Origin of the sequence: Rahnella sp. PCH160 (genome assembly GCF_047784855.1) — a bacterium.
Taxonomy (GTDB): domain Bacteria; phylum Pseudomonadota; class Gammaproteobacteria; order Enterobacterales; family Enterobacteriaceae; genus Rahnella.
Genome location: NZ_JBLOGT010000001.1, coordinates 353,210 through 372,466, shown reverse-complemented (window position 1 = coordinate 372,466; position 19,257 = coordinate 353,210). Strand labels below are relative to the sequence as shown.

Sequence of the window (19,257 nt, the reverse complement as noted above, 5' to 3'; positions counted from 1 at the left end):
TAAGACAAGTTCCATGCAGGCAGGCTAATAGTTCTAATGGGTAATTATTAGAATTATATAAATATAGTTTTTGTAGTGACTATTGTAAAAAATTTAATTAAGCAAGGTTAACTAATTTGGTTTAACGTCTTTAAAATTAGCACTTTTGTACGCAGGTGTCACCCAAACGGAAGTCAAGACCGCAAATAACCGTCGCGCCCGGAAGACATATGCCGGAGTGCGGGCGCTCTGCGCGCCGAATTATTGCGTGGACGTCTGGTAAATGAGAAAAAATCCTATATGATATTGGTTCTCATTATCAACGTTTGGAGCAGGGTTATGATACCGGCGATTGTCATGGCATGTGGGATCTGGGCGGTTGTCTGGATGCTGGGTAAGCGACTGACCAGCGGATGGGGCGTTTTATTGCCTTGTGCGCTGATGCCTTTACTGGCGCTGGCACATATGACGCTGGATCAATTGCGTGTTCTGGTTGTGGTCGCGATGCTGGTAACGCTGGGCATGCTGTTCCACCGGACACTGCGCCATTATCTGCTGCTGCCATCATTTATGGCGCTGGCGGGCGGGCTGGCGGCAGTGACGCTGAATTTTAGTTTGCTATAAAGACAGGAGTACGAAGATGAGGATCAGAAAAAACAGCAAGACAAAGGGAATTTTTTACTTTTTGAAATCAAGGGAGTTAATACAGGAAGGGAAAACCGAAGAACAGAATCATGTGGTGCGAAGAGAGGGACTTGAACCCTCACGTCCGTAAGAACACTAACACCTGAAGCTAGCGCGTCTACCAATTCCGCCACCTTCGCACAGATGAGTTCTGCTTACTGCTGATTTATATCACCGGAGTGGTGCGAAGGGAGGGACTCGAACCCTCACATCCAAAGGACACTAACACCTGAAGCTAGCGCGTCTACCAATTCCGCCACCATCGCGTACCGTGCCGTGTAATATAAATCTTGTGATTGTTTTGGTGCGAAGGGAGGGACTCGAACCCTCACATCCAAAGGACACTAACACCTGAAGCTAGCGCGTCTACCAATTCCGCCACCATCGCGAACCAATTGATTACTGTGTTGACGTCATCGAAATGTCATCATCAAGTAACACAACCACGGGGGCGAATTCTAGAGATTTTCCCACAGGCGTCAACTGTTATTTCCCCCATTTCGGACGGTTGATGTAAAAAACAACATATTCACGGTGAATGAGTCAATCTGTCTGAACGGCGCCAGGTTAATTGATGGTTTAATCAGCGATTTTTTCATTTATAGCGGGCGGCGCTAAAGACGTATTGGGATGCGAAAAGAGCGCAATCAGCCAGTCAAGAAACACGCGAATACGTGGCGCAAGAAAACGCCCCGGCGGATACATAATGTAAAGCGGCATCGGCGGCGGCGTTAATTCTGATAAGACTTCAACCAGTTCTCCCCGTTCCAGTTCCTGCGCAATCGCCAGCCTGGATGCCTGAATCAGGCCAAAGCCGGCTTTGGCCGCTGCAACGTAAGCATCCGCGCCGCTGACCGTCAGCGTGCTGCGTAACTGAATTTTCCCACCGGTGCCGTTGGTGACAAATTCCAGGTGTGATTCCGGCTGCTGGTGCGCAAAAAAATAGCCAATGACGTGATGCGTGGCGAGATCTTCCCGCGTTTTTGGCGTACCGAATTTTGCCAAATACGCCGGAGACGCGCAGGTGATTTGTTCAAGACTGACCAGATGTCGCGATTGCAGATTTTCATCTTCAGAAGGCCGCGCACGTATCACGCAATCCACGCCCTGATCGAGCAGATTAACAGAATTGTCATTTGCGCTGACGCTCACGGTGATATGCGGGTAGCGTGCATAAAATGTCTGCAACGCCGGAATGACCCTCACACGAGCCAGCGTATGCGGCATATCTATTCTGACCACGCCGGTCGGCTGGTTTTTATGATGCGCAAAAAGCGTATCGGCTTCCTCCAGCGCCGCGAGCAATTGCAGGCAGCGCTGATAATAAATTTTGCCTTCATCGGTAATTTTTACCTGACGCGTGGTGCGCAGAAACAGCAGGACGCCCAGCCGCTGTTCGAGCCGTTTCAGCGTTGTGCTGACCGTTGCGCGTGGCAAATCAAGATCTTCCGCCGCGCGGCTAAAACTCTCCAGCTCTGCGATACGGATGAAAATTTTCATCGCCTGTATCTGATCCATTTTGTTCTCCGCAGGGGGCAAGATTGTTTGCGATTTTTGAACAGTGTTGCACGTTTTTGCTGATTTATCTTTCCGGGAATAACAACCACACTTCATCCCGTTACTTTCTATCTATTCATGTTACGAGGGAATTTCTATGAAACAACGTCAGCTTGGAAAAAACGGTCCGATGGTTTCAGCGCTCGGTTTGGGCTGCATGGGCATGAGTGATTTCTACACCACCGGCCAGGATGAAAAAGAGTCGATGGCGACGCTGGAACGTGCGCTGGCGCTGGGCGTCACGATGTTTGATACCGCCGACATGTACGGGCCGCATACCAATGAAGAACTGCTGGGGCGTTTTCTGAAAGGGCGTCGCGATCACGTTTTCTTAGCCACTAAATTCGGGATTGTGCGCGACCCGGCGAATCCGAATGTGCGCACAACGAACGGCCATCCGGATTATGTTCGCAAATCTGTCGAAGGCAGCCTGAAACGTCTGGGAACGGATGTTATCGATCTCTATTACCAACATCGTCCGGACCCGTCAGTTCCGGTTGAAGAAACCATGGGCGCGCTGGCGGATCTGGTTCAGGAAGGGAAAATCCGTTACATCGGCCTGAGCGAAGTGTCTGTCAGCCTTCTGGAACGCGCGCACAAAGTGCATCCGGTCACCGCGCTGCAAACTGAATATTCGTTGTGGTCGCGGGATGTGGAAGCGGAGATTTTACCGGCGTGCGAACGTCTCGGGATTGGTTTTGTGCCGTACAGCCCGCTGGGACGCGGTTTTCTGACCGGACAAATCCGTTCGATGGACGATCTTGAGCCTGACGATTATCGCCGCTTCAGCCCGCGTTTCGAAGGTGAAAACTTTGCGAAGAATCTGCAACTGGCGGAAAAAATCGGTGAACTGGCACAGGACAAAGGCGTGAAACCGTCGCAGCTGGCGCTGGCGTGGGTGTTATCGCGTAACGATAATCTGGTGCCGATCCCTGGCACCAAACGTCGTCATTATCTTGAGGAAAACATCGCCGCGCTTGATGTCTCCCTGAGTGAAGCCGAAATCGCGGCGATCGAAGCAGTGTTTCCTTTCCACGTGGCAGCGGGTGACCGCTACAGCGCAGAAATGATGCGTATCCTCAGCGAGCACTAAAACGACGGATTAACGCTTTTTCTTTGGATCACGCGGCGGACGACCACGTACTGCTCTATACACTTTGAAGCGGCCATTTTGTGCCAGTACTTCATGGCTGCCAAATGTGTCATCGAGCAGCGCGGCATACGGCAGGAAGGCGTTAGCCACAATGCGCAGTTCACCGCCGATATTCAGATGACTGACCGCGCCACGGATCAGTTGCTCTGCCGCCGTCAGGCTGGTTTGCAACCCTTCGTGGAACGGCGGGTTGGAGATGATCATGTCAAAACGACCGGCAATGTCGGAATAGACGTTGCTGGCGATCACTTCGCCCTGCAGGTCATTGGCGGCCAGTGTGGCGCGGCTGGCTTCAATAGCGGCTGCGCTCACATCGCTCAGCGTCACTTTCATTTTTGGTGAATACATCGCCAGAACTGACGCCAGAACGCCGGAACCGCAGGCCACATCCAGCACTTTACCTTTGACTGGCTCTTCGAAGCTGTTGATCAGCAACAGGCTTCCGCTGTCCAGACCTTCACGGCTGAATACGCCCGGCAGGGTTTTGATGGTCACTTCTTCGACCATGTACTCATCCCACCAGCCATCTGCATCAAATTCAGGCTGTTTTTCCAGACGCCCGTGATACAAACCGCAACGGCGTGCGCTGTCGATTTTGCTCAGTTCGCAAAGACCTTCCAGCGTGGTTTCCGCGCTGCGAACGCCACTGCGGTTTTCACCGATGACAAAAACGTCGATGCCGACCGGCAATTGTGACAGCAGGTTGAAGAGCTGGAATTTGGCTTCCAGTTTGCTCTTCGGCCAGTAATACACCAGCACATCGCAAGGGGCGATCAGGTCAGCGTCGGCAAGTAAACCGAACTGCACGTTGTCACCCAGCGATTTGCTGAGCATCTGCCCGTGGTGATACATATTGGTGTGAACGCGGACTTCTTCGGCGTCGAGTTCAGCGGGCAGGTTATCTTGTAAGTCGCCGGCGAACAGGACGCGGCGGCCTTCAAATTCTTCGCTATGGCGCAGTATGACTTCGCTGGCCGGAGTTAATGCAGACATCAGGGTGTGGCTCCTCAGGGATTAGCCGGCGATTATAGAGGTTTATTGGCGCATGTTCGATGTGTTTGCTAGCATAGCCGGGCTTTTCGCTATTCAACGGGCAGGGATCAGGCATGGCATCCAGACGAGATACACTGTTACAACAACTGGGCATTACCCAGTGGACGCTGCGCCGGCCTGCGGCATTGCAGGGTGAAGTTGCCGTCAGCCTGCCTGCGGAGACAAAATTATTGATCGTCGCCGATGTGCCGCCCGCTGAAGATGATCCGCTGGTGCGCGATGTGCTGCGCAGTCTGGCGCTGGCCGAACCGCAGGTTTACCGCCTGACACCGGAACAGGTAACGATGTTGCCTGAAGACACCCGCTGCAATATCTGGCGACTGGGTTTAAGCGAACCGCTTACGCTCGCCGGTACGCAGTTATCCAGCCCGGCTCTCGCCGAGCTTTATCAAGACGCCAGCGCAAAACGCGCACTCTGGCAGCAGATCTGTGAAAATGAACAACATTTCTATCCTGACGCCCGCTGACCTTCCCCGCGCATTTGAGATTGAACAGGCCAGCCACGCCTTCCCGTGGACGGAAAAAACGCTTGCCAGCAATCAGGGTGAACGCTACCTGAATCTCAAAATGATGCACAACGACGTGATGGCCGGTTTTGCCATTACGCAGATCGTCCTTGATGAAGCCACGCTGTTTAATATTGCCATCGATCCGGCATTTCAGCGTCAGGGCTTGGGCCGTACCTTGCTGGAAGACGTCATTCAACAGATTGAGAAAAAAGACGTTTTCACGCTCTGGCTGGAAGTGCGTGCCTCCAACGCAAAAGCTATCGCGCTATACGAAAGCCTGGGCTTTAACGAAGTCTCGGTCCGCCGTAACTATTATCCCGCCGCACAAGGCCGCGAAGACGCCATCATGATGGCGCTGCCGCTGGGCTAGCACACAAAAAAACCATTGATTGCCCATCCCGTCTAAATCAGTGAAAATAGCCGGCTATAACTTTTATTACCGCTTTGCCTGACGTCACCTTCTGACGTGATGTGAATACCGATGCAGGGCGGACCAACCGCAGAAACGTGAAAAACATGTCTCCCAGTGAATACGCCCTTGAAGTGGCTAAGCGCCGCACATTTGCCATCATCTCTCACCCCGATGCTGGTAAAACCACGATTACTGAAAAAGTTCTGTTATTCGGACACGCTATCCAGACCGCAGGGACGGTAAAAGGCCGTGGCTCAAGCCATCATGCCAAATCGGACTGGATGGAAATGGAAAAACAACGTGGTATCTCCATCACTACGTCTGTGATGCAGTTTCCGTATAAAGAGTGTCTGGTCAACCTGCTCGACACTCCGGGGCACGAAGACTTCTCCGAAGATACTTACCGTACCCTGACCGCTGTTGACTGCTGTCTGATGGTGATCGATGCCGCGAAAGGTGTTGAAGACCGGACCCGCAAACTGATGGAAGTTACCCGTCTGCGTGATACGCCGATCCTGACTTTCATGAACAAACTTGACCGTGACATCCGTGATCCCATGGAAGTGATGGACGAAGTTGAACGCGAGCTGAAAATCGCCTGTTCACCCATTACCTGGCCGATCGGTTGCGGTAAATTGTTTAAAGGGGTCTATCACCTCTATAAAAACGAAGTGTATTTGTATCAGACCGGTAAAGGTCACACCATTCAGGAAGTCCGTGTGGTGAAAGGCCTGGATAACCCGGAACTGGACGCTGCCGTTGGCGAAGATCTGGCTAAGCAATTGCGTGAAGAGCTGGAACTGGTTCAGGGCGCGTCCCATGAATTTGACCATGAAGCCTTCCTGCAGGGCGAACTGACGCCGGTCTTCTTTGGTACTGCACTCGGTAACTTTGGTGTTGACCATATGCTCGACGGTCTGGTGGATTGGGCTCCTGCGCCGATGCCACGTAAGACTGACGTGCGTGAAGTGAAAGCCGACGACGAGAAGTTCACCGGTTTCGTATTTAAAATCCAGGCGAATATGGATCCGAAACACCGTGACCGCGTGGCGTTTATGCGTGTGGTTTCAGGTCGGTACGAAAAAGGTATGAAGCTGCGTCAGGTGCGTACCGGTAAAGATGTGGTGATTGCTGATGCCCTGACCTTTATGGCGGGTGACCGCTCGCATATTGAAGAAGCCTATCCGGGCGACATCATCGGTCTGCACAACCACGGCACCATCCAAATCGGCGACACCTTTACGCAGGGTGAGAACATGAAGTTCACCGGCATCCCTAACTTTGCCCCAGAACTGTTCCGTCGTATCCGCCTGCGCGATCCGCTGAAACAGAAACAGCTGCTTAAAGGTCTGGTTCAGCTTTCAGAAGAGGGCGCGGTTCAGGTCTTCCGTCCGATTTCCAACAACGATTTGATCGTCGGTGCGGTCGGTGTTCTGCAGTTTGAAGTGGTTGTGGCGCGTCTTAAAAGCGAATACAACGTGGAAGCGATTTACGAGTCCGTGAATGTTTCAACGGCGCGCTGGGTAGAATGCAGCGACGTGAAAAAATTCGAAGAATTTAAACGTAAGAATGAAACCAACCTGGCGCTCGATGGCGGTGATAACCTGGCGTATATCGCACCGACCATGGTAAACCTGAACCTGGCTTCAGAACGTTATCCGGAAGTTAAATTCCGTAAAACCCGCGAGCATTAATCCTTTCTTCGCAGGGGTTGTGATGAAAAAGACGGCAATCTGGCCGTCTTTTTTTTCGTCTGTTGCCCCTCACCGCCTTTCTTTCCTGTTCAATTTCCACTCGCACTGTCCGAAAAATGGGCGAAATTCGTGTGAAATCTTAAGACTTGTCTGCATTCGCGGGCGTATCCGGTGATCTTCCTACACATTTGAACATTCTTGACTATATTAAATGGGTGTTCAGGAATGAGTGGATTAAAGCACTGACTTTGAATCACAATGCAGAGTGTTATATCGCGTGGCGAATAAAAGCCAGAATAAAACGACGTACTCTGCGCTTCCGGACCTGAAAACAGCAGCAATACAAATTGTTAGGAGACGTCACCAAGACTGTGACGTGAAGGGCCCCGATTGAGGCTCACAAACTGTAAGGAAGAAATCGATGAAAAACTCTAAATTTGCCTATTCAATGATGGCCGTAGTTCTGGGTACCGTACTGATGAGCGGTGGTGCACTGGCTGCAACTACCACGGATAGCGCAGGTGCAAAAATCGATAGCTCCATGAAGAAAGTTGATAACTACATGGGCGACAGCGCCATCACAGCAAAAGTCAAAAGTGCTCTGGTGGATGATAAGGCCATCAAAAGCAGCGACATTTCTGTAACCACTACCTCCGGCGTCGTCACGCTGAGCGGTTTTGTAGGTTCACAGGCCGAAGCTGAACAAGCCGTTGCTGCCGCGACAAAAGTTGAAGGTGTGAAATCTGTCAGCGACAAACTGCACACCAAAGACAGCAAAGATCAGAGCGTAAAAGGTTACGCAGGTGACACTGCCACCACCGCTTCGGTTAAAGCCAAACTGCTGGCCGACGATATTGTCCCTTCACGTAACGTGAAAGTGGAAACCACCGGCGGCGTCGTACTGCTTTCCGGTTCAGTAAAAGATCAGGCGCAATCTGACCGCGCTGAAAGTGTGGCGAAAACCGTTGATGGCGTGAAAAGCGTCAAAAACGACCTGAAAGTCGCGCCATAATCTTTCTGAGTCAAAAGGTGCCTACCCTGTGGGGCGGGCACCGATGATATGAACAAAGCATAACAATATTTTGTGTTGCCCGTTGAATATCGGGTCGTGTAGACCATGTGAACCTTTTTTGTCCGTTTATTTCTACAAAGCTTTGTACAAATAAATCGACGCCGAAAACGCTAACACTTTCATTTTTCGACTACCTTTAATAGGTAATCTGTTGCGTTATACGGCGCTGAGCCGGTACATGAAGTGTCAGAAAGACACGAGTTTCACAGTAACAATGGCCCGAAGCGGGGCACCACCTTTTAAACTGGCAAAGTGAAAATAGGGTAAGGAGAAGCTTATGTTTCGTTGGGGCATTATTTTTCTAATCATCGCGTTGATCGCGGCAGCACTGGGTTTCGGTGGATTAGCCGGTACCGCTGCATGGGCTGCAAAAATTGTCTTCGTCGTCGGTATTATCTTGTTCCTCATCAGCTTGTTTACCGGCCGCAAGAGACTCTGACGCTGTAATACAGTGAAGCGGTAACGCTGTAAAATATCACTCTCGCCCCCTTCTCTGAACGCATTGCCTGAGGCCGTGTTTTCAGAAAAGGGGGCGAGACTTTTTTTGGATTCCGTTCAGCCAGATAGGCATTTCGTTAACAGGACGTAACGATTTTATCGGCCGATTTTGGCAAGTAATTCACGCAAAACGAGAAGTCGAGGTATGCTCAGAAAGGAGGCCGGAAAAAGGCCAATCGTGTCATGCCGATTTTGCGAGGATAGCGCGTTGGGATACAGAATACCTGTCACGCTGGGGAATATAGAACCGCTGGCGTATAAACCTTATATGCCGGGGAAAATCGCCCTGGTGTGTGAAGGAGGAGGACAGAGAGGCATTTTTACCGCAGGCGTTTTGGATGAATTCCAGCGGGCTCGTTTCAATCCTTTTGATCTCTATCTGGGCACGTCAGCAGGCGCGCAAAACCTTTCCGCATTTGTGTGTGGTCAGCCCGGCTACGCCAGAAGGGTGATTACCCGTTACACCACCAGCCCTGACTTTTTCAATCCTCTGCGTTTTGTGCGTGGCGGACACCTTATCGATCTTGACTGGCTGGTCGATGAAACGTCGAAAAACATGCCGCTGGCGATGGAAAGTGCAGAAAAACTGCTGATCGACGGCCGAGAATTTCTGATGTGTGCCTGCCGCAGCGATGATTACACCGCCAACTATTTTGCGCCGACGCGCGAGAACTGGCTGCCGGTTATCAAAGCCTCCAGCGCGATCCCCGGTTTCTACCGCATGGGCGTAGATCTGGATGGCATCAGTTATCAGGATGGCGGGATCAGCGATGCGATCCCGGTTGAAGAAGCCTACCGTCGCGGCGCAGACACGATTGTCGTTATCCGCACCGTGCCTTCGGCGATGTTTTATACACCGCAGTGGATGAAACGGATGGAGCAATGGCTGAGTGAAAGCAGCCTGCAACAGCTGGTGCGCATGATGCAGCACCACGAAGAAAGCTATCACCGCATCCAGCAATTCATTGAAAATCCGCCGGATGACGTGCGTATTTTCGAAATTTTCCCGCCCAAACCATTAGCCAGCCATGCGCTGGGCAGCCGTCTTCCGGCGCTGAATCAGGATTATCATCTGGGCCGCCGTTGCGGGCGTTATTTTCTTTCGGCTGCCGCGCACTGGTTTTTGCCGCGTGAGAATGAACGACCTTATCCGCAGATTACCCCGCGCGTTACCCGGCCAAAACGTATTGTTGTTCCGCAGGACGAGTCGGAGAATGTGATCCCGCTGGCTGCGGCCAGCAGCACACTCGAACAGATTATTCTTGATCCCGCCGTGCTGACGGACATGGTTGCCGATGGCGGCGTAGTCCGTCCTGCGGCGTTTAGCGACAATGCCCTGTCCGAAAGCCACTATCCGGCCAGCGAAGGTGAAAAGCTGTGAGTTTCACGTTCATTGATACGCACTGCCATTTCGATTTCCCGCCTTTTACCGGCGCGGAAGCGGAAAGCCTGCAACTTGCCGGTGAATCGGGCGTTCGTGAGCTTATCGTGCCGGCCGTCACGGCAGATCGTTTTCGTGGCATTCTCGCGCTCGCCAGGAATTACCCGCAGATCCACGCCGCGCTGGGCCTGCATCCTTTATACATCGCGCAGCACAAAGAGCAGGATGTCGAATTGCTGGAGGCGCTGCTCAGTCACCGGGATGTGCGGCTGGTCGCCGTAGGCGAAATCGGGCTGGATTTATACATGGAAGAGCCGATGTTTGAGCAACAAAAACGGTTGCTAAAGGCTCAGTTTTCGCTGGCGAAAAAAGAAAACTTACCGGTGATTTTGCATTCGCGCCGCAGCCACGATCAGCTTGCCGCGATGCTACGCCAGGCGAAACTGCCTGCGACCGGCGTGGTACACGGTTTTGCCGGAAGCCTTTCTCAGGCGCAGGCGTTTATCAAACTCGGTTATGCGATAGGCGTCGGCGGAACGATAAGTTATGAACGTGCGCAGAAAACCCGTCAGGTGATGGCGCAGTTGCCGCTCTCTTCTTTATTACTCGAAACCGATGCGCCGGACATGCCGTTGCAGGGTTTTCAGGGACAACCGAACCGGCCAGAACGCGCCGCGGCGGTGTTTGATGTGTTATGCCAGTTGCGCACGGAACCTGCGCAAGAAATCGCCGATACGCTGCTCGCCAACACCCGCCGGGTTTTTCCATTATCTGCACGCCGGTAATGGGTTTGATTTTTTGTGATTTAAATAACATTTTCGTTTACCTTTATGCGCCAGTTATTCGGGTTTGTGCCGCTGCATTGCGATTTATGTTCTCTTTAAAATGTTATTATTATAACATTATCCGCAAGGGCGCCGGTCGGCGTTCTCTGTATATCCGCCTGCACTTCGTTTGTCATGAATCGGGTATACACTCTTATCTGGATTAGACACTGAGCATAGCGCCGTTAAAGTGTGATTTAGATCTCATTTTAATAAGCAACGTTGCAAACGGTTTTCATTTTGTGTGAAATACTGCACACAGGAACCTGATGTGACGTGTTCAAATAGTCACAACGAATTGGCGTCAGCCAGTCCAAGCGCGGTGAGAAGGATCTCAGTTGCCACGTAAGCCACAGGGTTTACGCACGCTATCTTCATGGAACCAAGTCCGCTCGCCAACGTGCAGAATTCTTCTCCCCGACGTTATTCGCCGGAATGAATTCATGACTGTATGCTCAGTTCTGGCCGGTCGCTGGAATTGAAAATTGTTGGAGAGTTATATGACCGATTTAACCGCCGCAGCGCAACGTGCGCTGAACCTGATGGATTTAACCACGCTGAACGAAGACGACACTGATGCAAAAGTGATCGCGCTTTGTCACCAGGCGAAAAGCCCGGCAGGTAACACCGCTGCTGTTTGTATTTATCCTCGTTTTATCCCGATTGCGCGTAAAACCCTGCGTGAGCAAGGTACGCCAGATATCCGTATCGCGACCGTGACTAACTTCCCGCACGGTAACGACGATCTTGAAATCGCGCTGGCAGAAACCCGCGCAGCCATTGCTTACGGTGCCGATGAAGTTGACGTGGTATTCCCGTACCGCGCACTGATGGCCGGTAATGAGCAGGTTGGTTTTGAGATGGTTAAACAGTGCAAAGAAGCCTGTGCGGCCGCAAACGTTCTGCTGAAAGTGATCATCGAAACCGGTGAACTTAAATCAGATGCGCTGATCCGAAAAGCCTCCGAAATTGCTATTAAAGCAGGCGCTGATTTCATCAAAACCTCAACCGGTAAAGTGCCTGAAAACGCCACATTGCACAGCGCTGAACTGATGATGAGCGTGATTGCTGAAATGGGCGTGGGCAAAGCCGTCGGTTTCAAACCGGCCGGTGGCGTGAAAACGGCTGAAGATGCTGCGCAATATCTGGCACTGGCTGACCGTCTGCTGGGCAGCGAATGGGCTGACGCACGTCACTTCCGTTTTGGCGCTTCCAGCCTGCTGGCAAGCCTGCTGACCACACTGGGTCACGCTGGCCAGAAAGCCACCAGCAGCTATTAATAACCACTACACGACCTTTGCCGCGGCGCTGTTTAACAGCGCCCGGTATTCGCGTCCGCATCCGGCGCTCAGCCTAAGCAGGGGGATACCTTGTTTCTCGCACAAGAAATTATTCGAAAAAAACGTGACGGCCAGCCTTTAAGCGACGAAGAAATTCGTTTCTTTGTGAACGGCATTCGCGACAGCCAGGTTTCAGAAGGTCAGATTGCCGCGCTGGCCATGACCATCTATTTCAATGACATGACCATGAAAGAGCGCGTTTCGCTGACCATGGCAATGCGCGATTCCGGCACCGTGCTGGACTGGAAAAGCCTCAACCTGAACGGCCCGATTGTGGATAAACATTCCACCGGCGGCGTGGGTGACGTGACATCCCTGATGTTAGGCCCGATGGTCGCTGCCTGTGGCGGTTATGTGCCGATGATTTCCGGCCGTGGTCTGGGCCATACCGGCGGCACGCTGGATAAACTTGAAGCCATTCCGGGCTTCGATATTTTCCCGGACGACAGCCGTTTCCGCAGCATCATTCAGGACGTCGGTGTGGCGATCATCGGCCAGACCAGTTCGCTGGCACCGGCAGACAAACGTTTCTACGCAACGCGTGATATCACCGCGACCGTGGATTCTATCCCGCTGATTACCGCCTCGATCCTCGCCAAAAAACTGGCCGAAGGACTGGACGCGCTGGTCATGGACGTCAAAGTGGGCTCCGGCGCGTTTATGCCGACCTACCAGCTTTCAGAAGATCTGGCACAGGCGATTGTGGATGTGGCCAATGGCGCAGGTTGCAAAACCACGGCGCTGCTCACCGACATGAACCAGGTGCTGGCGTCCAGCGCCGGTAACGCCGTCGAAGTGCGTGAAGCCGTACGCTTCCTGACCGGCGAATACCGCAATCCGCGCCTGCTCGAAGTCACAATGGCGTTGTGCGTGGAAATGCTGTTATCCGGCGGTCTGGCTAAAGACGACGCGGACGCCCGCAGCAAATTGCAGGCCGTTCTCGACAACGGCAAAGCGGCCGAAGTCTTTGGTCGCATGATTGCGGCGCAAAAAGGCCCGACCGATTTCATCGAACATTACGACCGTTATCTGCAACAGGCCACGCTGACCAAGCCGGTGTATGCCGAAGGCAACGGCATTGTCAGTGCGATGGATACCCGCGCGCTGGGCATGGCCGTGGTTTCACTGGGTGGCGGTCGCCGTCGGGCCAGCGATGCTATCGATTACAGCGTCGGTCTGACGCACATGGCGCAGCTGGGGCAGCAGGTGGATACCCGTCAGCCGCTGGCGATGATCCATGCCAACAGCGAAGCGGCCTGGCAACAGGCAGCGGAAGAAGTGCGTGCGGCGATTGTCCTGAGTGACAAGGCGCCGGAAAGCACGCCGGTGGTGTATCGCCGTATCGGCGGAAACGCTTGATTTCAGGCTAAATCGACCCCATTTAAGAACGATCAGGTGCGCGGCAGTTCCGCGTGACCCAATGCGTAACCATTCGCAGGAGAGCAAAATGAAACGTACATTTATCATGGTGTTAGACTCATTCGGTATCGGTGCCAGTGAAGATGCCGAGCGCTTTGGCGATGCCGGTTCTGACACGCTGGGCCACATCGCTGCTGCCTGCGCGCGTGGCGAAGCCGACAAAGGCCGCAAAGGGCCACTGAATCTGCCGAACCTGACCCGTCTTGGGCTGGCGAAAGCCGCTGAAGGATCCACCGGTAAAATTCCTGACGGCATGGACGGTGATTCCGAAATCACCGGCGCGTATGCCTACGCCAGCGAACTGTCTTCCGGTAAAGACACGCCGTCAGGCCACTGGGAAATCGCCGGTGTGCCTGTGCTGTTCGACTGGGGGTATTTCAGCGACACCACCAACAGCTTCCCGCAGGAATTGCTGGATAAGTTGGTGAAACGCGGCAATCTGCCGGGCTATCTTGGCAACTGCCACTCTTCCGGCACCGTCGTGCTGGATGATTTAGGCGAAGAACACATGAAAACCGGCAAGCCGATTTTCTACACCTCTGCGGACTCCGTTTTCCAGATTGCCTGCCACGAAGAAACTTTCGGGCTGGATCGCCTGTACGAACTGTGCGAAATCGCCCGTGAAGAACTGACCGAAGGCGGCTACAACATTGGCCGTGTTATCGCGCGTCCGTTTATCGGCGACAAAGCGGGTAATTTCGAACGTACCGGCAACCGTCATGATTTAGCGGTAGAGCCACCGGCACCGACTGTCCTGAAAAAACTGGTTGATGAGAAAAACGGCCATGTGGTTTCCGTCGGTAAAATCGCGGATATCTATGCGCAGGTCGGTATTACCAAAAAAGTGAAAGCCACCGGGCTGGACGCGCTGTTTGACGCGACCATCAAAGAGATGAAAGAAGCGGGCGACAAGACCATTGTCTTCACCAACTTTGTTGATTTCGATTCCTCTTATGGCCACCGTCGTGATGTTCCGGGCTACGCTGCGGCGCTTGAGCTGTTCGACCGCCGTCTGCCGGAACTGCTGGAGCTGGTCAAAGAAGACGACATCATCATCTTCACCGCTGACCACGGTTGCGACCCGACATGGCGCGGCACAGACCATACCCGTGAGCACATTCCGGTGTTAATCTATGGCCCGAAAGTAAAACCGGGCTCGCTGGGCCACCGTGAAACCTTCGCGGACATCGGGCAGACGGTCGCGAAATACTTCGATCTGACGCCGATGGATTACGGCACGCCGATGCTTTAACGATCACAATGCGCGGCCAGTAAAGCTTACTGGCCGCGTTTTTATTATGAACATGACACCTCGCAGAATTAAGGAATAAGAAGATGGCAACTCCACACATTAATGCTGAAATGGGCGACTTCGCTGACGTAGTGCTGATGCCGGGCGATCCGCTGCGTGCCAAGCACATCGCTGAAACTTTCCTTCAGGATGTTAAGCAGGTGAATGACGTGCGCGGGATGCTGGGCTTCACCGGCACCTACAAAGGCCGCAAAATCTCCGTGATGGGCCATGGCATGGGCATTCCTTCCTGCTCAATTTATGCCAAAGAGCTGATCACTGAATTCGGCGTCAAAAAAATCATCCGTGTAGGTTCCTGCGGCGCGGTACGTGCAGACATCAAACTGCGCGACATCGTTATTGGTATGGGTGCCTGCACCGATTCCAAAGTTAACCGCATGCGTTTTAAAGATCACGACTACGCGGCTATCGCAGACTACGACATGGTACGTAATGCGGCAGATGCAGCGAAAGCCAAAGGCATTAACGCGCGCGTCGGTAACATCTTCTCCGCTGACCTGTTCTACACGCCAGACCCGCAAATGTTCGACGTGATGGAAAAATACGGCATTCTGGGCGTAGAAATGGAAGCCGCCGGTATCTACGGCGTGGCAGCAGAGTTCGGTGCAAAAGCGCTGACCATCTGTACCGTTTCCGACCATATCCGTACGCACGAACAAACCACTGCCGCTGAACGTCAGACGACCTTCAACGACATGATCGAAATCGCGCTGGAATCCGTTCTGCTGGGCGACAAAGAATAAATTCTGCCGATTATTGCAGACATGAAAACGGGCGCCGAAAGGTGCCCGTTTTGCTATGCGTTTTGGTATGAAATTAGCTATGCATAGCTTGGTCGACTAACTGTCTCTGAGTCCTGAATCACTTAGGCCGGCTGCGTTTCAGGCTGCGGTAAGCCGCCTGAGCCGCTTCTTTGGTTTGTGCTTCTGTTGCCGGTTTTGCCTCGGCAACGTCGGCTTCCGGCTCAGGTATATTCAGCACCGGCGGCGGGCCAAATTCGTCCGTTTCTTCTTCCTGTTCATCATCTTCTTTCACCGGTTTACTGGCGGTCAGCAGGAACGGAGATTGCTGCCAGCGTGAACGGCGGCCTTGTAACAACGTGCGCGCCAGAATGATCCCGACACCCAATGCTGCGAGCATCATCAGGCGCAGCAGGTTGGTAGTGTTATCGACCTGCTTGGATTCCGTTGCCAGCACATGCGTATCGAGTGTGATGCGCAGAAATCCGCTCGGGCCATTTTTATCTTCTATCGGCACGACAATCTGGTGATTGAAGTAGCTGCCCGCGCGTTTACCGTCCAGCGATAACCGGTCGCGCACCGGCACCTGCTCGCCTGCGTGGGCCACCAGCGAGCCGTCGGATTCATAAACGCTGGCATCAAGAATGCGACTGCCATCGGTAAGCTGACTCAAAATAGTGGAAATTTGCGCGATATCAGCGCCATCATTGTCGCTGTCCATCAGCGGCGCGAGTGAAAATGCCACCTGCTTCGCGAGTGTCTGGGCGAGTTGCTCCACCTGAGTGGAACGTGCCAGTTGATGTCCCAGGCTGAAATAGGATGCGCCCTGCATCAGGATGACTAATAACGCCAGGCTTATCAGTACGATAGCGGCGCGATGCAGGCGAAATTTTAGTTTGGCCTTGGCCATTCTGTTTCCTTGCGATTTTCGATGACTTTAATGTTGCCAGAAGCGGTTACGATAGGGTAGCTTGATGCCTCGTTTTACCCGGCGTTACCTCTGCCTTTTCACTCGTTTTACGAACCGTCGTTTATAACAAAACAATCTACCGGAGCCATCATGCCAAACAGTCTGACCTATTGCGATCTTCCTGCGGAGATCCATCAATGGCCGGGGCTTCCCCTTTCACTGAGCGGTGATGAAGTCATGCCACTCGATTACCGGGCGGGACACACCGGATGGCTGCTCTATGGCAGAAAACTGGACAAAACGAGCATTACGCTTTTCCAGCTTCACTTAGGCCGTGCTCTGGTGATTGTCAGTGCATGGGCAGTAGAAGGTTATCAGGTTGTCCGTCTGGCGGGTTCACTGACCTCCGACGCGCAAGTTCTGGCCGAATCCTTTGAATTCGATGTCACCCAGTTGGGTAAAGTGCCTTACCTGCGAACGCCTGGCCTGCTGGTTATGGACATGGATTCTACCGCGATTGAGATTGAATGCATCGACGAAATTGCCAAACTGGCGGGCGTCGGTGAGCAGGTGGCGGAAGTCACCGAACGTGCGATGCGTGGCGAGCTGGATTTCTCGGCCAGCCTGCGTCAGCGCGTCGCGACGCTCAAAGATGCTGATGCCGGTATTCTTGAACAGGTGCGCCAGACGCTGCCGCTGATGCCGGGCCTGACCGTGATGGTTCAGCGCCTGCAGGAAGCGGGCTGGCATGTGGCGATTGCGTCGGGTGGCTTCACGTATTACGCCGAATATCTGCGTGATCAGCTGAATCTGGTCGACGTGGCGGCGAATGAGCTGGAAGTCCGCGACGGTAAGCTGACCGGGCGTGTGATCGGGCCGATTGTCGATGCCCAATACAAAGCCGATACGCTGTTAAAACTGGCGGAAAAACTGGGCATTTCTCAGGAGCAAACTATCGCTATCGGCGATGGCGCCAACGATCTCAAAATGATGGCCGTTGCGGGGATGGGTATTGCCTATCACGCCAAACCGAAAGTGTATGAACAGGCTGCCGTTTGCATCCGTCATGCCGATTTGCTCGGTGTGTTATGCATCCTGAGCGGCAGCCAGTCTTAATACCCGTCATACTTCAGGTTGCCTCTGTGTTGGCTACGTTCGCCCACCCGAATCACTTACTCGTGTAAGCTCATCGGGATTCGTTCTCTTGCCGCCTTAATGCAACCCGAATTATTTAGGGTATCAATTTCTATTAATGTTCAAAGAGGTAAGTTGTGGCGAAAGCAGCAAAACGTGCATTTGTGTGTAATGAATGTGGCGCAGATTATCCGCGCTGGCAGGGGCAGTGCAGTGCGTGTCAGGCCTGGAACAGCATTACTGAAATCCGTTTGGCGGCTTCCCCGACTGTGGCGCGCAATGAGCGCCTGACCGGTTACGCGGGTGATGCAGGCGTCAGCCGCGTACAAAAACTTTCTGATATCAGCCTCGATGAACTTCCGCGTTTCAGCACCGGCTTCAAGGAATTTGACCGCGTGCTGGGTGGCGGCGTGGTGCCCGGCAGTGCAATTCTTATCGGCGGTAATCCGGGGGCGGGTAAAAGTACGCTGTTGCTGCAAATTTTATGTCACCTCAGCGAACACATGAAAACCCTGTATGTCACCGGGGAAGAATCGCTGCAACAGGTGGCGATGCGCGCGCACCGTCTGGGTTTACCGACGTCCAATATGAATATGTTGTCGGAAACCAGCATCGAACAGATTTGCGAAATTGCCGACAAAGAACAGCCGAAGCTGATGGTGATCGACTCCATTCAGGTGATGCATATGGCGGACATTCAGTCATCGCCGGGCACCGTCGCACAGGTGCGTGAAACCGCCGCCTATCTCACCCGATTTGCGAAAACGCGCGGCGTGGCGATTGTGATGGTCGGCCACGTCACCAAAGACGGATCGCTGGCCGGGCCGAAAGTGCTCGAACATTGCATCGACTGTTCCGTTCTGCTCGACGGCGATGCCGACTCCCGTTTCCGCACCTTACGCAGCCATAAGAACCGCTTCGGCGCAGTGAATGAACTGGGCGTATTCGCTATGACCGAACAGGGTCTGCGCGAAGTCAGTAACCCGTCAGCCATTTTCCTGAGCCGTGGCGATGAAATTACGTCGGGCAGCTCGGTGATGGTGCTGTGGGAAGGGACGCGGCCATTGCTGGTTGAAGTGCAGGCGCTGGTTGATCACTCTATGATGGGCAATCCGCGTCGTGTGGCCGTCGGGCTTGAGCAAAACCGGCTGGCGATTTTGCTGGCGGTTCTGCACCGTCATGGCGGTTTGCAGATGGCAGATCAGGACGTGTTTGTGAACGTCGTGGGCGGCGTGAAAGTGACGGAAACCAGTGCTGATCTCGCGTTGTTGCTGTCCCTGGTCTCCAGTCTGCGCGACCGCCCGCTGCCACACGATTTGGTGGTGTTTGGCGAAGTGGGGCTGGCGGGGGAAATCCGTCCGGTGCCAAGCGGCCAGGAACGTATCACCGAAGCGGCGAAGCACGGATTTAAACGCGCCATCGTGCCGCACGCCAACGTGCCGAAAAAAGTCCCTGCCGGAATGCAGGTGTTTGGTGTTAAAAAACTGGCCGATGCGCTGGCGATCCTCGACGATTTGTAGCGGTTGCCGGGTGTCTTTTCACCCTGTCTTTGTGTTATTTTTTGTTTAGCTATTTTTGTTTAGTAA

Annotated in this window: 18 protein-coding genes and 3 tRNA genes; 15 read left to right on the top strand and 6 right to left on the bottom strand. The window is 53.3% G+C overall.

Annotated features, from left to right (window positions below; genetic code table 11):
- Positions 1-318 precede the first annotated feature (318 nt).
- A complete protein-coding gene (locus ACM5QY_RS01670) occupies positions 319-603 on the top strand; it encodes a DUF1435 domain-containing protein (protein WP_416118964.1) in 285 nt (94 codons plus the stop codon).
- A gap of 113 nt (positions 604-716) precedes the next feature.
- On the opposite strand, the gene ACM5QY_RS01665 is transcribed toward ACM5QY_RS01670, so the two are convergent.
- The 4 genes from ACM5QY_RS01665 to ACM5QY_RS01650 form a co-directional block, all read right to left on the bottom strand.
- Positions 717-803: transfer RNA gene (locus ACM5QY_RS01665), tRNA-Leu, on the bottom strand.
- 40 nt (positions 804-843) lie between these two features.
- Positions 844-929, bottom strand: a tRNA-Leu gene (locus ACM5QY_RS01660).
- Between the two features lie 36 nt (positions 930-965).
- A tRNA-Leu gene (locus ACM5QY_RS01655) sits at positions 966-1,051 on the bottom strand.
- A gap of 191 nt (positions 1,052-1,242) precedes the next feature.
- On the bottom strand, positions 1,243-2,181 hold the full coding sequence (locus ACM5QY_RS01650) for a LysR substrate-binding domain-containing protein (protein ID WP_416118963.1): 939 nt from the start codon (positions 2,179-2,181) through the stop codon (positions 1,243-1,245).
- A 136-nt stretch (positions 2,182-2,317) separates the two neighbouring features.
- Between ACM5QY_RS01650 and ACM5QY_RS01645 the strand changes: the two genes are divergently transcribed.
- Positions 2,318-3,313 (top strand): aldo/keto reductase, encoded by a 996-nt coding sequence (locus ACM5QY_RS01645; RefSeq protein WP_416118962.1) that lies wholly within the window; start codon positions 2,318-2,320, stop codon positions 3,311-3,313.
- Positions 3,314-3,322: 9 nt separating this feature from the next.
- Here ACM5QY_RS01645 and rsmC read toward each other — a convergent pair whose 3' ends face one another.
- The gene (gene rsmC, locus ACM5QY_RS01640; protein WP_416118961.1) at positions 3,323-4,366 is read right to left on the bottom strand and encodes a 16S rRNA (guanine(1207)-N(2))-methyltransferase RsmC; all 1,044 of its coding nucleotides are present in this window, start codon (positions 4,364-4,366) and stop codon (positions 3,323-3,325) included.
- 113 nt (positions 4,367-4,479) lie between these two features.
- On the opposite strand from rsmC, the gene ACM5QY_RS01635 reads away from it, so the two are divergent.
- The 11 genes from ACM5QY_RS01635 to deoD all read left to right on the top strand — a co-directional run bounded on the left by ACM5QY_RS01635 (position 4,480) and on the right by deoD (position 15,630).
- Positions 4,480-4,893: a DNA polymerase III subunit psi gene (locus ACM5QY_RS01635; protein WP_416118960.1), complete on the top strand. Its 414-nt coding sequence runs from the start codon at positions 4,480-4,482 to the stop codon at positions 4,891-4,893.
- Positions 4,862-5,305 carry a ribosomal protein S18-alanine N-acetyltransferase gene (rimI, locus tag ACM5QY_RS01630; protein ID WP_416118959.1) on the top strand — a complete coding sequence of 148 codons (444 nt, stop codon included), beginning with the start codon at positions 4,862-4,864 and terminating at the stop codon, positions 5,303-5,305. The genes ACM5QY_RS01635 and rimI overlap by 32 nt, the downstream gene beginning before the upstream one ends.
- Before the next feature lie 146 nt (positions 5,306-5,451).
- Complete coding sequence (prfC, locus tag ACM5QY_RS01625) at positions 5,452-7,041, top strand: peptide chain release factor 3 (RefSeq protein ID WP_416118958.1); 1,590 nt, start codon at positions 5,452-5,454, stop codon at positions 7,039-7,041.
- 421 nt (positions 7,042-7,462) lie between these two features.
- Entirely contained in the window at positions 7,463-8,053 is a 591-nt protein-coding gene (gene osmY, locus ACM5QY_RS01620) for a molecular chaperone OsmY (RefSeq protein WP_416118957.1), read from the top strand.
- A gap of 337 nt (positions 8,054-8,390) precedes the next feature.
- Positions 8,391-8,552 carry a DUF1328 domain-containing protein gene (locus tag ACM5QY_RS01615; protein ID WP_101075078.1) on the top strand — a complete coding sequence of 54 codons (162 nt, stop codon included), beginning with the start codon at positions 8,391-8,393 and terminating at the stop codon, positions 8,550-8,552.
- A 327-nt stretch (positions 8,553-8,879) separates the two neighbouring features.
- The gene (locus tag ACM5QY_RS01610) at positions 8,880-9,992 is read left to right on the top strand and encodes a patatin-like phospholipase family protein (protein WP_416122799.1); all 1,113 of its coding nucleotides are present in this window, start codon (positions 8,880-8,882) and stop codon (positions 9,990-9,992) included.
- Positions 9,989-10,777, top strand: coding sequence for a TatD family hydrolase (locus ACM5QY_RS01605; RefSeq protein ID WP_416118956.1), 789 nt, complete (start codon positions 9,989-9,991; stop codon positions 10,775-10,777). Before ACM5QY_RS01610 ends, ACM5QY_RS01605 begins: the two co-directional genes overlap by 4 nt.
- A 539-nt stretch (positions 10,778-11,316) precedes the next feature.
- On the top strand, positions 11,317-12,096 hold the full coding sequence (gene deoC / locus ACM5QY_RS01600) for a deoxyribose-phosphate aldolase (protein WP_104923417.1): 780 nt from the start codon (positions 11,317-11,319) through the stop codon (positions 12,094-12,096).
- A gap of 90 nt (positions 12,097-12,186) precedes the next feature.
- Positions 12,187-13,515: a thymidine phosphorylase gene (gene deoA / locus ACM5QY_RS01595; protein WP_416118955.1), complete on the top strand. Its 1,329-nt coding sequence runs from the start codon at positions 12,187-12,189 to the stop codon at positions 13,513-13,515.
- 88 nt (positions 13,516-13,603) lie between these two features.
- Positions 13,604-14,827 carry a phosphopentomutase gene (gene deoB / locus ACM5QY_RS01590; protein ID WP_416118954.1) on the top strand — a complete coding sequence of 408 codons (1,224 nt, stop codon included), beginning with the start codon at positions 13,604-13,606 and terminating at the stop codon, positions 14,825-14,827.
- Between the two features lie 83 nt (positions 14,828-14,910).
- The gene (gene deoD, locus ACM5QY_RS01585; protein ID WP_013577098.1) at positions 14,911-15,630 is read left to right on the top strand and encodes a purine-nucleoside phosphorylase; all 720 of its coding nucleotides are present in this window, start codon (positions 14,911-14,913) and stop codon (positions 15,628-15,630) included.
- Positions 15,631-15,748: 118 nt separating this feature from the next.
- On the opposite strand, the gene ACM5QY_RS01580 is transcribed toward deoD, so the two are convergent.
- Positions 15,749-16,537 carry a YtjB family periplasmic protein gene (locus tag ACM5QY_RS01580; protein WP_416118953.1) on the bottom strand — a complete coding sequence of 263 codons (789 nt, stop codon included), beginning with the start codon at positions 16,535-16,537 and terminating at the stop codon, positions 15,749-15,751.
- 150 nt (positions 16,538-16,687) lie between these two features.
- Here ACM5QY_RS01580 and serB point away from each other — a divergent pair, with 150 nt between their 5' ends.
- Positions 16,688-17,653 carry a phosphoserine phosphatase gene (gene serB, locus ACM5QY_RS01575; protein WP_416118952.1) on the top strand — a complete coding sequence of 322 codons (966 nt, stop codon included), beginning with the start codon at positions 16,688-16,690 and terminating at the stop codon, positions 17,651-17,653.
- 155 nt (positions 17,654-17,808) lie between these two features.
- Positions 17,809-19,191 (top strand): DNA repair protein RadA, encoded by a 1,383-nt coding sequence (radA, locus tag ACM5QY_RS01570; protein WP_104923412.1) that lies wholly within the window; start codon positions 17,809-17,811, stop codon positions 19,189-19,191.
- Positions 19,192-19,257: the final 66 nt, after the last annotated feature.